The sequence below is a fragment of the Mycobacterium sp. NGS68 genome (assembly GCF_059812195.1).
This window is the reverse complement of record NZ_JCALCE010000017.1, coordinates 18304-32768: the sequence shown is the minus strand read 5'-3', so window position 1 is coordinate 32768 and position 14465 is coordinate 18304. Positions and strand designations below refer to the sequence as shown.

The following is a 14465-nucleotide window of genomic DNA, read 5'->3' as shown; positions in this document are numbered from 1 at the left end:
AGATTTGGGAGAGGGGCCACGGTGGAGGTCAAGATCGGTATCACGGACAGCCCGCGCGAGCTGGTCTTTTCCAGTGCGCAGACGCCCGATGAGGTCGAAGAACAGGTCAACGCCGCGCTGCGCGAGGGCTCGGGTCTGCTGGGCCTGACCGACGAGAAGGGCCGGCGCTTCCTGATTCACACCGCCAAGATCGCCTACGTCGAGATCGGTGCGGCCGATTCGCGTCGGGTCGGTTTCGGCATCGGCGGGGATTCCGCCGCCTCCGGCGCGAAGAAGGGCTAGCTGCGGGTCAGCGGCACGTGCGACAGGCCGCCCCAGGCGAACTGCACGGTGCCCTCGACGGCGTCTGACTTAGAAATCGGGCGGTCGGCGTCCAGCCAGTACCGAGCCGCGTCGACGCTCATGCCCACCAGGCCCACCGCGATCATCCGGGCGCGGTGCGGTTCCAGCCCGGAATCCTCGGCGATCAGGGCGAATACCGCGTCGATGCATGATTCGGTGGCCGCCCGCACCTGCGTGGACACCTCGGGCTCGGTCACGTAGTCGTTCTCGAAGATCAGCCGGTAGCCCTGGCTGTCGTGCTCGATGAAGTCGAAGAATGCCTGCACGGCCGCGTGGAGCCGCTGCCGGTTGTCGGTGGTGGTGCTCAGGGCCTGCTGGACGCCGGAGACCAAATTCTCGACATGCCGTTCCAGCACCGCCAGGTAGAGCTCGAGCTTGCTCGAAAAGTGTTGGTACAGGACGGGCTTGCTGACCCCCGCGCGGTCGGCAATCTCGTCCATCCCGGCCGCGTGGAAGCCGTGGTCGACGAAGACATCGCTGGCGACGATGAGCAGCTGGCCGCGACGCTCGTCGCGCGGCAGCCGGTTGCCGCGTCGGCTCGTAGCCGCCATGCTGTCCGCGGACCGACCCCGGTCGGCCGCCTTGACGGCACGGCGTTGCGCTGCCTTGGCGAGATCGCTCATCGACTCCTCATCTGATTCATTGGCTGCTCGTCGGAAAGACATTACTACCCATGAATACTCCGGCACCGACCATCGACCGGCGTGGGAGGTGTTGGCGCACGGAGATCGCAGTGTTGAGCGGTCGTCGGGCGCGCCAGCCATCCCACTGCCCGCCGACTGTGCCATCCTGGGGAAATGACTTCACCGCGGCCTGTGCGTAGCACCGGTCGAGTACCGGTGTTGCGGGACGAGTGGCGGGAACCGCTGCGAGCGCAGCGTGACCCGCTCGCCGAGGCCGGGCGCGCCCGGGCCGAACGCGACCGGCCGCGGCAGTGGCGCAAGCAGACCTGGCTGGGTCGCTTCGTCTCGACCTACGGCTGGCGTGCGTACGCGCTGCCGGTGCTCGTCGCGCTGACGGCGCTGGTGATCTACCAGACGGTGACCGGGACCAGCGCGCCCAAGCCCGCCGCCAGCAACTCGATTCAGGGGCCGCCGGCGATTGGCTCCGTCGGCACGGCGATCCTGGACGCGCCGCCCCGGGGCCTGGCCGCGTTCGACGAGAATCTGCCGGCCGGGACGCTGCCGGAGGGCGGTCCCTTCACCGAGGCGGGCGACAAGACCTGGCGCGTCATCCCGGGCGTCACGCAGCAGATCGGACAGGGCACCGCGAAGGTGTTCAAGTACACCATCGAGATCGAAAACGGCCTGGACCCGACGATGTACGGCGGTGACAATTCCTTCGCCCAGATGGTCGACCAGACGCTGGCCAATCCCAAGGGCTGGACGCACAATCCGCAGTTCGCGTTCGTCCGGGTCGACGCAACCAGCGGGGTCAAACCCGACTTCCGGATTTCGCTGGTGTCGCCCGTGACCGTGCGGGAAGGCTGCGGCTACGAATTCCGGCTGGAGACGTCCTGCTACAACCCGGTGTACGGGGCGGACCGGCAGGCCCGGGTGTTCGTCAACGAGGCGCGCTGGGTGCGCGGGGCCGTCCCGTTCGAAGGGGACATCGGTTCCTACCGGCAGTACGTGATCAACCACGAGGTCGGCCACGCCATCGGGTATGTGCGCCACGAGCCGTGTGACAAGCAGGGCGCGCTGGCACCGGTGATGATGCAGCAGACGTTCTCGACCGCCAACGACGACGCCGCCAAGTTCGACCCCGAATTCGTCAAGGCGGACAACAAGACCTGCCGGTTCAACCCCTGGCCGTTCCCGATCGCCTAACCCGAAATGGGGACTTTTGCGTCTGCTCGCGGCTGTTGGTGTGATGGAAGTGTGTCGACATCCCGGGCGCCCCTGCCACCGCTGGTCGAGCCCGCGCCCGACCTGACCCGCGATGAGGTGGCCCGCTACAGCCGGCACCTGATCATTCCCGGCCTGGGCGTCGTCGGGCAGAAGCGGCTCAAGAACGCTCGGGTCCTGGTCATCGGCGCCGGCGGACTCGGCGCGCCGACGCTGCTCTACCTGGCGGCCGCCGGCGTCGGAACCATCGGTGTCGTCGACTTCGACGTCGTCGACGAGTCCAACCTGCAGCGTCAGATCATCCACGGCGTGGCCGACGTCGGACGGCCCAAGGCCCAGTCGGCGCGCGACTCGATCCTTGCCATCAACCCCCTGGTCGACGTGCGATTGCACGAGTTTCGCCTGGAGCGCGGCAACGCCGTCGAGCTGTTTGCGCAGTACGACCTGATCCTGGACGGCGCCGACAACTTCGCCACCCGGTACCTGGTCAACGATGCCGCCGCGCTGGCCGGCAAGCCGTATGTCTGGGGGTCGATCTACCGTTTCGAGGGTCAGGTCTCGGTGTTCTGGGAGGACGCCCCCGACGGGCGGGGCCTGAACTACCGCGACCTGTACCCGGAGCCGCCGCCGCCCGGCCTGGTGCCGTCCTGCGCCGAGGGCGGCGTGCTGGGCATCGTCTGCGGGTCCGTCGCGTCGGTGATGTGCACCGAGGCCATCAAGCTGATCACTGGCATCGGTGATCCGCTGCTGGGCCGGCTGCTGATCTATGACGCGTTGCAGATGAGCTACCGAACGATTCGGATCGTGAAGGACCCGTTGGCCTCGCCGATCACGGAACTGGTCGACTACGAGGACTTCTGCGGCGCGGCGTCCTCCGCCGACTCGGGCTTGGACAGCACGGGGTCCGGCTCGGCGATCACCCCCCGGGAGCTGCGCGATTTGCTGGATTCCGGCAAGAAGCTGGCCCTGATCGACGTCCGCGAGCCCGCCGAGTGGGACATCAACCACATCGAAGGCGCCCAGCTGATCCCGGTGTCGCTGTTGAGCTCCGGCGAGGGACTGGCGAAGCTGCCGCACGACCGCACGGCGGTGCTGTACTGCAAGACCGGCGTGCGCTCGGCCGAGGCGCTGGCCGCGGTGCGCAAGGCCGGGTTTTCCGACGCGGTGCATTTGCAGGGCGGGATCGTGGCCTGGGCGAAGCAGATGCAGCCCGACATGGTCATGTACTAAGCGGGTAGCTGGATTGGCCTCTATTAGGCTGACCCGTGTGAATCTCGAGCCACCGCCGGAACACGTGCTGGTGGCGTTCGGTTTGACCGGTGTGAAGCCGATTCGCCTGGGGGCCGGGTGGGAAGACGGCTGGCGCTGCGGCGAGGTGGTGTTGTCGCTGGTCGCGGACCACGCCCGTGCGGCCTGGTCGGCCCGGGTGCGCGAGACGCTGTTCGTCGACGGCGTGCGGCTGGCGCGGCCGGTCCGCTCGACCGACGGGCGGTATGTGGTGTCGGGCTGGCGGGCGGACACGTTCGTCGCCGGCAAGCCCGAGGCCAGGCACGACGAGGTCGTCTCCGCGGCGGTGCGGCTGCACGAGGCCACCGGCAAGCTCGAGCGCCCGCGATTTTTGACGCAGGGGCCGACGGCTCCCTGGGGCGACGTCGACGTCTTCATCGCCGCCGACCGCGCCGCGTGGGAGGAGCGGCCGCTGCAGTCGGTGCCCCCGGGTGCGCGGATTACGCCGCCGACCGCCGACGCCGAGCAGTCGATCGACATGATCAACCAGCTCGCCGTGCTGCGTAAGCCGACCAAGAGCCCCAACCAGCTGGTGCACGGGGACCTCTACGGCACAGTGCTTTTCATTGCGACCGCGGCGCCGGGTATCACCGACATCACCCCGTACTGGCGGCCGGCATCGTGGGCCGCGGGCGTGGTAGTGATCGACGCGCTGTCCTGGGGTGAGGCCGACGACGGGCTCATCGAGCGCTGGAACGCGTTGCCGGAATGGCCGCAGATGTTATTGCGCGCGTTGATGTTTCGGCTGGCCGTCCACGCGCTGCATCCTCGCTCGACAGCCGAGGCGTTCCCCGGTCTGGCCCGCACCGCGGCGCTGGTTCGGCTGCTGCTCTAGCGCGGTCAAATTTGTGGTCTTGGAGCGGATTTCCGCATTTTTGTGCGCCCTCGTCGGCGGGGCTCTGCGGACCCGTCGCGAGGGGCCGCAAATTCGCGGTTTCCCGCGGGTAAGCCTCGAATTTGAGGACTTTCGCGGGGTTTTCCCGTCGCTAGTCCACGCGCACCCGCTATACCCCGGGCGGGAACTCGTACCGAACTTCGCTCAGCGCGACCCTACCGTCGATGCTGAGCACCCCCTCGGCGCGCAGCAGCTCGAGCTGCCGGGTGGTCAGGTGTTTGGCCGGGCGTCCGGAGGCGGTGATCACCCGGTGCCACGGCAGATCCGACGAGTCGGTCCGCATGATCCAGCCGACGATCCGCGGACTGGAAAGCTCTGCGACAGCGGCGATGTCGCCGTATGTGCAGACCCGGCCGGCAGGAATCGCGGCGACCAGGAAGCGCACCCGCTCGACCTGGGCGTCGGTTACCGCGGCCATCGTTAGCGCGCTTCCAGCAGCTTGCGGATCAGCGCGGCGACCTCGGTCGGCTTGGCGTGCGGAACCATGTGGTCGCACTCGAAATCCAGCAGCTCGAAATCGTCGCCCAGCCGTTCCGACAGCCCGGCAGTAAGTCGCTCGCCGACGTAGGGCGGCGAGGTCCACAGGGCCCGCACCACGGTCGTCGGCGTACCCGCGGGCGGCAGCACGACGTCACGGGCGAGCTCGCTCCAGTACGACATCATCGCGGGCAGGCTGATCCGCCACCCGTACCGGCCGTCCGGCTGCTCGACCAGGTGCTCGGCGAGGTCGGCGTCGAGCACCGCGGGATCCACGTCGGCCCACGACCCGGTCGCCTTCTCGCGGCGGGCCTCGGCCAGGTCGGTGTAGTAGGGGGAGCCGAACATCGCCTCGGCGATCTGGCTCATCCACTTACCGTCCAGGCCGATCGCCGGATCCAGCAGCAGCAGCGCGGCCACCCGGTCCGCACGGGCGGCGGCCAGATGCAGCGCGACGGCCCCGCCGAACGAGTGTCCCACCACCAGCACGGGCGTGTCGGCGTGCTCGTCGAGCAGGGCGGCCAGCGCCGCGACATTGGCGTCGAGGCTCCACGGCGCGTCCCACGACGACCGGCCATGGCCGATCAGATCCGGTGCGGCAACACTGATTTCGGGCACATAGCCAGCGAGGTGCTGCCAGCGTCCGCCGTGGCCGGTGAGCCCGTGCAGAGCCAGCATCCGCACCGGGCCGGGCGGGCCGAAGCGGTGCACCTGCAGGTCGGCGGTCACCCGTCGATGGTGCCAGCCCGGCTGCGTCGCGCGCTAATCCCGTTCGTCGTCGGGAACCGGGACCTCATATGCCTGCTCGATCAGATCGGCCTCGTCGGCCTCGTGATCCCCCGCACGCAGGCTGTCCAGGCCCGAATCGTCGTCGAAATCGGTGGACTGGTGTTGTTCGATGGCGTCGGCTTCAGGCACTTCCTCGGATGGCGTGAAACCCTCGACGTCCTTCACGTTCGAAAACCCTCCTCGACCGTTCGGCTCTTCGCCAGCCTACGCGGCGGGGCTAGAACATTCGCTCGCAGTGGCCAATCATCGGGAGCATCGCATGGGCAGGATCAGCGGGCCGCCGGGCCGGTTCGACCGGCAGGCGCTGCAGGAGGCGTTCGACCGCGGATGCCCGACGCCGACCTCCGCGTTCTGGCCCGGATCTTTCGCCGGAGCCGACTTGTCGGACCCTCGTGGTTGCATGCGTTCATGTCGTTGACGTGGGAGGCCGAGGCGGGCGCCGTTTTAGATGTCGGCGCGCGCGGCGTGCTGCGTGTCGTCGGGGGCCCCGGGACCGGCAAGAGCAGCCTGCTGGTCGACGCCGCGGTGGCCCGCATCAACGCCGGGGCTGACCCGGAATCGGTTCTGCTGTTGACCGGTTCGGGCCGGATGGGGATGCGGGAACGCAGCGCGCTGACCACGGCGCTGCTGGGCGCGCGCGGCACGGGTGTGGGTCGCGCCGCGGTCCGTGAGCCGTTGGTGCGGACCGTGCACAGCTATGCCTATGCGGTTTTGCGACGCGCTGCCGAGCGCGCCGGCGATGCGCCCCCGCGGCTGGTTACCAGCGCCGAACAGGACGCCATCATCCGGGAACTGCTGGCCGGAGACCTGGAAGACGGACTGGCGGCCTGGCCTGAACATCTGCGCCCTGCCCTCAGCACCGCGGGCTTTGCCAACCAGTTGCGAAACCTGTTGGCGCGCTGCGCCGAACGCGGGGTGGATCCGCTGGACTTGCAACGGCTGGGCCGTCGGTGCGGTCGTCCGGAATGGGCCGCCGCTGGCCGGTTCGCGCGGCAGTACGAGCAGGTGATGCTACTGCGCGCGGCGGTGGGGACGGCCGCGCCGCAGGCGACGACGCCCGCGCTCGGTGCCGCCGAACTGGTCGGCGCGGCCTTAGAGGCCTTCGCCGTCGATCCCGAACTGCTTGCGGCCGAACGCGCGCGGGTGCGCCTGCTCATGGTCGACGACGCGCAGCAGCTCGACCCGCAGGCGGCGCGGCTGGTCCGCGTGCTGGCGGTCGGAGCCGAATTGGCTCTGGTAGCAGGCGATCCCAACCAGGCGGTGTTCGGCTTCCGGGGCGGCGAGCCTGCCGAACTGCTCGCGGGTGACGGCCCGTCGGTGACGCTGACGGTGTCGCACCGCTGTGCCCCGGCCGTGGCGCGTGCGGTCAGCGGTATCGCGCGCCGCCTGCCCGGGGGCGGCCCCGGGCGGCACATCGAGGGCACCGGCGACGAGGACGGATCGGTCACGGTGCGGCTGGCCACGTCCGCGCACGCCGAGGCAGCGACGATCGCCGACGCGCTGCGGCGGGCGCATCTGATCGACGGGGTGCCCTGGTCGCAGATGGCGGTGATCGTCAGGTCGGTGCCGCGGGCCGCCGCGCGGTTGCCGCGCGCGCTGGCCGCCGCCGGAGTCCCCGTGGCCCTGCCCGCCAACGGCGGGCCGGTAGCCCAGGAGCCCGCGGCGCAGGCGCTGCTCACCGTCCTGGCCGCGACGGCCGATGGGCTCGACGGCGAACGGGCGCTGGCCCTGCTGACCGGGCCGATCGGCCGCGTCGATCCGGTCTCGCTGCGCCAGCTGCGCCGCAAGCTCGAGCGCATCAGGGCCGACCGCTCGCCGACGCACCTCGGTGACCTGCTGGTCGAGGCGCTCACCGGTGACGTACCGCTGAGCGGCCCGCTGCGCCGGGTCCGCGGGGTGCTCGACGCGGCCGCGCGCTGCCACCGGGACGGGCAGGATCCGCGCTACACGCTGTGGGCGGCGTGGCACCGGTCGGGGCTGCAACGGCGCTGGTTGGCGGCCAGCGAGCGCGGCGGCCCGGGCGCGGCCCAGGCCGTCCGGGACCTGGACGCGGTGACCGCGCTGTTCGGCGTCACCGACGACTACGTGTCGCGCACGTCGGGTGCGACGCTGCGCGGGCTGGTCGAACACGTCGGCGCGCTGCAGTTGCCGGGCGCCAACCCCGAAGCGGCGTCGCAGGCCGACGAGGTCCGGGTGCTCAGCGCGCACGCGGCGCTGGGGCACGAATGGGATCTAGTGGTCATCGCCGGACTGCAGGAGGGGCTGTGGCCCAACACGGTTCCCCGCGGCGGCGTGCTGGGCACCCAGCGGCTGCTCGACGAGCTCGACGGGGTGTCGCAGGACGCGTCGGTGCGGGCGCCGCTGCTGGCCGAGGAGCGACGGCTGCTGGTGGCCGCGATGGGCCGGGCGAGGCGGCGGGTGCTGGTGACCGCCGTGGACAGCGACTCCGACGGGCCGGGGCAGGAGGCCGCGCTGCCGTCGCCATTCTTTTACGAGATCGCCGCGCTGTCCGGCGGTGAATCCGACGCGGTGCAACCGATTTCGGCGCCCCGGGTGTTGTCGGCGGCGGCGCTGGTGGGCCGGCTGCGTGGGGTGGTCTGCGCGCCCCAGGGAGCCGTGGAAGAGTCGGCCTGCGAGTGCGCGGCACGGCAATTGGCGCGGTTGGCGGGGGCCGGCGTGCCCGGCGCGGACCCGGCCCGGTGGCACGGCCTCGTCCCGCTCAGCACCGACGAACCGCTGCGCGACGACGGGGATCCCGTCACGATGACACCGTCGACGCTGCAGACGCTCACCGACTGCCCGCTGCGCTGGCTGGCCGAACGCCACGGCGGCACCAACGCACGCGAGCTGCGATCCACCCTGGGCTCGCTGGTGCACGCGCTGATCGCCCAACCGGGCCGCAGCGAGGCCGAGCTGCTCGCCGAATTGGACCGGCTCTGGCGGCAATTGCCGTTCGACGCGCGGTGGCATTCGGAAAACGAGCTGGCCCGGCACCGCGCCATGATTCAGGCGTTCGTCCATTGGCGAGCCCAGACCCGCGGCGAGTTGACCGAGGTCGGCGTCGAGGTCGGCGTCGACGGCGCCCTCGGCACGATCAGGCTCCGCGGCCGGGTCGACCGGCTCGAACGTGACGCGGCCGGCCGGCTTGTCGTCGTCGACGTCAAGACGGGCAAGTCGCCGGTCAGCAAGGACGACGCGCAACAACATGCCCAGTTGGCGATGTATCAGCTCGCGGTGGCCGAGGGCATGCTGCCCACCGACAACACCGAGCCCGGCGGCGCCCGGCTGGTCTACGTCGGCAAGACCGGGGCCAACGGCGCCACCGAACGCGAGCAGGATCCGCTGACGCCGGCGGCGCGCGAGCAATGGCGCGACGTCGTCGTACAGGCCGCCGCCGCGACGGCCGGCCCGCAGTTCGTCGCCCGGCGCAACGACGGCTGCGCGCATTGTCCGATCCGGCCGTCGTGCCCGGCCCACGCCGACGGGACAACGCCATGACCCGCTACAGTCCAGCCGAATTGGCCAGCGCGCTCGGGCTTTTCCCGCCCACCGACGAGCAGGCCGCCGTCATCGCCGCGCCGCCCGGGCCGCTGGTCGTCATCGCCGGGGCCGGGGCCGGCAAGACCGAGACGATGGCGGCGCGGGTGGTGTGGCTGGTCGCCAACGGCTACGCCGACCCCGGTCAGGTGCTGGGGCTGACGTTCACCCGCAAGGCCGCCGGGCAGCTGCTGCGCCGCGTCCGGTCCCGGCTGGACCGGTTGGCCGGCATCGGCCTCGGCGCAGACGGTGCGGCGTCCCCGGCGGTGAGCACCTACCACGCGTTCGCCGGCTCGCTGCTGCGGGACTACGGCCTGCTGTTGCCCATCGAACCCGACACCCGGCTGCTCGGCGAGACCGAGCTGTGGCAGCTTGCGTTCGACGTCGTCAACTCCTACCGCGGTGAGCTGCGCACCGACAAGACCCCGGCCGCCGTCACGTCGATGGTGCTGCGGCTGTGGAACCAGCTCGCCGAGCACCTCGTGGACACCCGGCAGCTACGCGATACGCACGTGGAGCTGGACCGGCTGGTGCACCACCTCCCGGCGGGTCCCTACCAGCGGGACCGTGGCCCCAACCAGTGGCTGTTGCGGTTGTCGGCCACGCAGACCGAACGCGCCGAGCTGGTTCCGCTGCTGGACGCGCTGGCCGAGCGCATGCGCGCCGCGAAGGCGATGGACTTCGGCGCCCAGATGGCCTCCGCCGCACGGTTGGCCGCGTCCTTCCCGCAGGTCGGCGCCGACCTGCGCGGGCGCTACCGGGTGGTGCTGCTGGACGAATACCAGGACACCGGGCACGCCCAGCGCGTCGCGTTGTCGTCGCTGTTCGGCGGCGGGGCCGACGGTGACGCCGGCGGGCTGGCGCTGACCGCCGTCGGCGACCCGATCCAGTCCATCTACGGCTGGCGCGGCGCCTCGGCCACCAACCTGCCCCGGTTTTCCACCGACTTCCCGCACTCCGACGGCACCCCCGCCCCGGTCCTGGAGCTGCGGACCAGCTGGCGCAACCCGCCGCGGACGCTGCAGGTGGCCAACGCCATCTCGGCAGAGGCACGCCGCCGGTCGGTGGCGGTGCGCGCCCTGCGGTCGCGCCCGGAAGCGCCGCCGGGCACCGTCCGCTGCGCGCTGCTTGCCGACGTCCAGGCCGAACGCGAATGGATCGCCGACCACCTGCACGGGCACTACCAACAGGCCCGCGCCGACGGTGTCAGCCCACCCACCGCCGCGGTGCTGGTGCGCCGCAACGCCGACGCCGCGCCCGTCGCCGACGCGCTGCGCGCCCGCGGGATCCCGGTCGAGGTGGTCGGGCTGGCCGGGCTGCTGTCCGTCCCCGAGGTCGCCGACTTGGTCGCGATGCTGCGGTTGGTCGCCGATCCCGTGGCGGGCGCGGCGGCGATGCGGGTGCTGGCCGGTCCGCGCTGGCGGCTCGCCGGACGCGACCTGGCCGCGCTGTGGCGACGCGCGCAGGACCTGGGCGGCGGGACCCGCGGTGACACATCCTGGCCCGAAGCGATCGCGATGGCCGCCGGACCAGACGTCGACACCGCGTGCCTGGCCGACGCCATCAGCGATCCCGGGCCGGCGTCCGGCTATTCGGCCGCGGGATATGAGCGCATCGGCGCACTGGCCGGCGAGTTGAGCGCCCTGCGCGGCCACCTTGGCCATTCCCTGCCCGACCTGGTCGCCGAGGTGCGGCGCGTGCTCGGCGTGGACTGCGAGGTCCGCGCCCGGCTGGCGCCCGCGGTCGCGGGGACCTGTTCCGGCGCAGAACATCTCGACGAATTCGCCGACGTGGTCGCCGGTTACGCCGAGCGGTCGGGCGCGGCGTCGGTGGCGGGTCTGCTGGCGTATCTCGACGCGGCCGAGCAGGTCGAGAACGGATTGCTGCCCGCCCAGGTGACGGTGGCCAGGGACCGGGTGCAGGTGCTCACCGTGCACTCCGCGAAGGGGCTGGAGTGGCAGGTGGTGGCCGTGGCGCACCTGTCGGCCGGGACGTTCCCGTCGACCGCGTCGCGCAGCACCTGGCTCACCGACGCCGCGGAGCTGCCGCCGCTGCTGCGCGGTGACCGTGCCCAAAACGGCGCGCTCGGCGTCCCGGTGCTGGACACCTCGGACGTCACCAACAGAAAGCAGCTGTCGGACAAGATATCCGCGCATCGTCGCCAGCTCGATCAGCGTCGGATCGACGAGGAACGCCGGCTGCTCTACGTCGGCGTCACCCGGGCTGAGGACACCCTGCTGCTGTCCGGTCACCACTGGGGTGCCACCGGCATCAAGCCGCGCGGCCCGTCCGAATTCCTGGTCGAACTCAAGGGCATCATCGAGTCGTCGGTCGCGGCCGGTGACCCGTGCGGCGTGATCGAGCAGTGGGCCCCCGCTCCCGCCGATGGGGAACGAAACCCGCTGCGTGACAACGTTGTCGAGGCGATCTGGCCCGTCGATCCGCTGGCCGGGCGCCGCGCCGACGTCGAACACGGGGCGGCGCTGGTGACGCGCGCCGCCCGGCGGACGGACGCGCCCGAGCCCGACGACCCGGAAGGCTGGGCCGCCGACGTCGACGCGCTGTTGGCCGAGCGCGCGGCGTCGCGGTCACCGGCCCGCGCCCTGCCCAGCCAGGTGTCGGTCAGCGGCCTGGTGGATCTGGCCCGCGACCCGTCGGGCGCCGCCACTCGGCTGATCCATCGGCTGCCCACCCGTCCGGACCCGCATGCGCTGTTGGGCAGCGACTTTCACTCCTGGGTCCAGCGGTTCTACGGCAGCGAGCCGCTATTCGACCTCGGCGACCTGCCGGGCGCGGCGGACTCCGAGGCCGGGGACACCGCGGAACTCGCCGCGCTGCGGGAGGCCTTCTCCGCATCGCAGTGGGCGGCGCGCACCCCGGTGGCGGTCGAGGTGCCGTTCGAGATGCCGATCGGCGACACCGTCGTCCGCGGCCGTATCGACGCGGTGTTCGCCGAGCCCGACGGCGGGGCCACGGTGGTGGACTGGAAGACCGGTGAGCCGCCGCACGGGGCGGATGCCATGCGGAGGGCCGCCGTCCAGCTGGCCGTCTACCGGATGGCGTGGGCCGCGCTGCAGGGCTGCCCGGAATCGTCAGTGCGCACCGCCTTTCACTACGTCCGCAGCGGAACCACCGTCGTACCCGATGAGCTGCCCGGAGCCGACGAGCTGGCCGTTCTGCTGTCCGACTCCGGTCGACCCCGCGGCGCCTGATCGTGGTTACATGTTTGCGTGGCGAAAGGTAGCTGGCGGCGGCTGCGGCGTCTCGACGAGAGGCTGACCGCCCAGCCCAGTTACGCGCTGGTCGGCGTGCTGCGCATTCCCCAGGGGCATGCCAGTCCGGCCCGGATCATCACCCGCCGGGTGGCCATCGCCCTCGCGGCGCTGATGCTCGGCGCCGTCACCGTGTACCTGGACCGCGACGGATACCACGACGCCCAGGGGGACCGGCTGTCGTTCCTGGACTGCCTCTATTACTCCGCGGTGACCCTGTCGACGACCGGCTACGGCGACATCACCCCCATCTCGGAATTCGCGCGCGCGACGAACGTCTTGATCATCACGCCGCTGCGCATCGCGTTCCTGATCCTGCTGGTCGGGACCACGCTCGAGGTCGTCACGGAAACATCCCGGCAGGCACTGAAGATCCAGCGTTGGAGGAACAGGGTGCGCAACCACACCGTCGTCATCGGCTACGGGACCAAGGGCAAAACGGCCATCCGCGCGATGCTCAGCGACGACGTGGCCCCGGGCGACATCGTCGTCGTCGACACCGACCGTGCCGTGCTGGACCGCGCCGCGGCCGCCGACCTGGTCACCGTGCACGGCGACGCCACCAAGTCCGATGTACTGCGGCTGGCCAGCGTCCAGCACGCGGCCTCGGTGATCGTCGCCGCCAGCCGCGACGACACCGCCGTCCTGGTCACGCTGACCGCGCGCGAGCTCGCGCCGAAGGCCAAGATCGTGGCGGCGATCCGGGAAGCCGAAAACCAGCACCTGCTGCAGCAGTCGGGCGCGAACTCCGTCGTGGTGTCCTCCGAGACCGCCGGCCGGCTGCTCGGCCTGGCCACCACCACGCCCAGCGTCGTGGAGATGATCGAGGACCTGCTGACGCCGGACGAAGGGCTCGCCATCGCCGAACGCGAGGTGGAGCAGAGCGAGGTCGGCGGCTCCCCGCGGCATCTGCGCGACATCGTGCTCGGCGTGGTCCGCGACGGCCACCTGCTGCGCATCGGCGCGCCGGAGGTGGACGCCATCGAGGCCACCGATCGACTGCTCTACATCCGAAACGCGGGGCACTGATGGCGATCGCAAGCGCGGCGGAGCCGGGCGCACGGCTCGGGGGGCAGCACTAGTGGCCCGCGAGCTCGGCGTCGATTTTCAGCTGCGCAGCGTGCCGTTGCTCTCCCGCGTGGGCGCGGACCGCGCGGATCAGCTGCGCACCGACGTCGAGGCGGCCACCGCGGGATGGTCGGAAGCGGCGCTGCTGCGGGTCGATTCGCGCAGTCAGGTGCTCGTCGCAAACGGCCGGGTGGTGCTCGGCGAGGCCGCGGCGCTGGGCGCCAAGCCGCCGCCGGACGCGGTGTTCCTGGGCCGCATCGAGGGCGGCCGGCACGTGTGGGCGATCCGGGGCGCCCTCGAAGCGCCGCCCGACGTCGAAGCCGAGGTGGTGAACCTGCGCAGCCTCGGCAAGATCTTCGACGACACCAGCAGCCAGCTCGTGTCGTCGGCCACCGCGCTGCTGAACTGGCATGACCACGCCAGGTTCAGCCCGTCGAACGGCGCGCCGACGAAGATTGCCCGCGGCGGCTGGTCCCGGGTCGACCCGATCAGCGGTCACGAAGAGTTCCCACGCATCGACCCGGCGGTGATCTGCCTGGTGCACGACGGCGGCGACCGCGCGGTGCTGGCCCGCCAGACGGTGTGGCCGGAGCGGATGTTCTCGCTGCTGGCCGGGTTCGTCGAGGCCGGCGAGTCGTTCGAAGTGTGCGTCGCCCGCGAGATCCGGGAGGAAATCGGCCTTGATGTCCGCGATGTGCGCTACCTGGGCAGCCAGCCGTGGCCGTTCCCGCGCTCGCTGATGGTCGGCTTCCACGCCGTGGCCGACCCGGACCAGGAATTCTCGTTTAACGACGGCGAGATCGCCGAGGCGGCGTGGTTCACCCGCGCCGAGGTGCGCGCCGCGCTCGACGCCGGCGACTGGACCAGCGCTTCCGGGTCGAAACTGCTTCTGCCCGGCTCGATTTCGATAGCCCGCGTGATCATCGAATCCTGGGCCGAACTGGATTGAGC

At 71.2% G+C, this 14465-nt stretch carries 12 protein-coding genes; 8 read left to right on the top strand and 4 right to left on the bottom strand.

The features are described 5' to 3' along the window. The first annotated feature begins 21 nt into the window (after window positions 1–21). A complete protein-coding gene (locus AC5Y5V_RS18980) occupies window positions 22–282 on the top strand; it encodes a DUF3107 domain-containing protein (RefSeq protein WP_499938420.1) in 261 nt (86 codons plus the stop codon). On the opposite strand, the gene fasR is transcribed toward AC5Y5V_RS18980, so the two are convergent. Further along, the gene (fasR, locus tag AC5Y5V_RS18975) at window positions 279–965 is read right to left on the bottom strand and encodes an HTH-type transcriptional activator FasR (RefSeq protein WP_499938417.1); all 687 of its coding nucleotides are present in this window, start codon (window positions 963–965) and stop codon (window positions 279–281) included. The two genes, AC5Y5V_RS18980 and fasR, sit on opposite strands and share 4 nt — an antisense overlap. A gap of 174 nt (window positions 966–1139) precedes the next feature. Between fasR and AC5Y5V_RS18970 the strand changes: the two genes are divergently transcribed. Genes AC5Y5V_RS18970 through AC5Y5V_RS18960 form a run of 3 tightly spaced genes read left to right on the top strand, consistent with a single transcriptional unit; the run spans window position 1140 to window position 4311 of the window. Beyond that, window positions 1140–2171 (top strand): DUF3152 domain-containing protein, encoded by a 1032-nt coding sequence (locus tag AC5Y5V_RS18970; RefSeq protein ID WP_499938415.1) that lies wholly within the window; start codon window positions 1140–1142, stop codon window positions 2169–2171. 51 nt (window positions 2172–2222) lie between these two features. After that, window positions 2223–3419 carry an adenylyltransferase/sulfurtransferase MoeZ gene (gene moeZ / locus AC5Y5V_RS18965; RefSeq protein ID WP_499938413.1) on the top strand — a complete coding sequence of 399 codons (1197 nt, stop codon included), beginning with the start codon at window positions 2223–2225 and terminating at the stop codon, window positions 3417–3419. A 37-nt stretch (window positions 3420–3456) separates the two neighbouring features. Further along, on the top strand, window positions 3457–4311 hold the full coding sequence (locus AC5Y5V_RS18960) for a TIGR02569 family protein (protein WP_499938411.1): 855 nt from the start codon (window positions 3457–3459) through the stop codon (window positions 4309–4311). A gap of 169 nt (window positions 4312–4480) precedes the next feature. Here AC5Y5V_RS18960 and AC5Y5V_RS18955 read toward each other — a convergent pair whose 3' ends face one another. Genes AC5Y5V_RS18955 through AC5Y5V_RS18945 form a run of 3 tightly spaced genes read right to left on the bottom strand, consistent with a single transcriptional unit; the run spans window position 4481 to window position 5802 of the window. Then, window positions 4481–4789, bottom strand: a complete 309-nt coding sequence (locus AC5Y5V_RS18955; protein ID WP_499938409.1) for an MGMT family protein — start codon at window positions 4787–4789, stop codon at window positions 4481–4483. Between the two features lie 2 nt (window positions 4790–4791). Beyond that, window positions 4792–5577, bottom strand: a complete 786-nt coding sequence (locus tag AC5Y5V_RS18950) for an alpha/beta fold hydrolase (protein ID WP_499938407.1) — start codon at window positions 5575–5577, stop codon at window positions 4792–4794. 33 nt (window positions 5578–5610) lie between these two features. Next, on the bottom strand, window positions 5611–5802 hold the full coding sequence (locus tag AC5Y5V_RS18945; protein ID WP_499938405.1) for an Rv3202a family protein: 192 nt from the start codon (window positions 5800–5802) through the stop codon (window positions 5611–5613). 243 nt (window positions 5803–6045) lie between these two features. Between AC5Y5V_RS18945 and AC5Y5V_RS18940 the strand changes: the two genes are divergently transcribed. From AC5Y5V_RS18940 to nudC, 4 genes are read left to right on the top strand one after another with little or no spacing between them, the layout of a single operon-like run. After that, complete coding sequence (locus AC5Y5V_RS18940; protein ID WP_499938403.1) at window positions 6046–9135, top strand: ATP-dependent helicase; 3090 nt, start codon at window positions 6046–6048, stop codon at window positions 9133–9135. Continuing rightward, window positions 9132–12386 (top strand): ATP-dependent helicase, encoded by a 3255-nt coding sequence (locus AC5Y5V_RS18935; RefSeq protein ID WP_499938401.1) that lies wholly within the window; start codon window positions 9132–9134, stop codon window positions 12384–12386. Before AC5Y5V_RS18940 ends, AC5Y5V_RS18935 begins: the two co-directional genes overlap by 4 nt. Before the next feature lie 18 nt (window positions 12387–12404). Further along, window positions 12405–13475 (top strand): potassium channel family protein, encoded by a 1071-nt coding sequence (locus AC5Y5V_RS18930; protein WP_499938399.1) that lies wholly within the window; start codon window positions 12405–12407, stop codon window positions 13473–13475. 52 nt (window positions 13476–13527) lie between these two features. Then, window positions 13528–14463: an NAD(+) diphosphatase gene (nudC, locus tag AC5Y5V_RS18925; RefSeq protein ID WP_499938396.1), complete on the top strand. Its 936-nt coding sequence runs from the start codon at window positions 13528–13530 to the stop codon at window positions 14461–14463. Window positions 14464–14465: the final 2 nt, after the last annotated feature.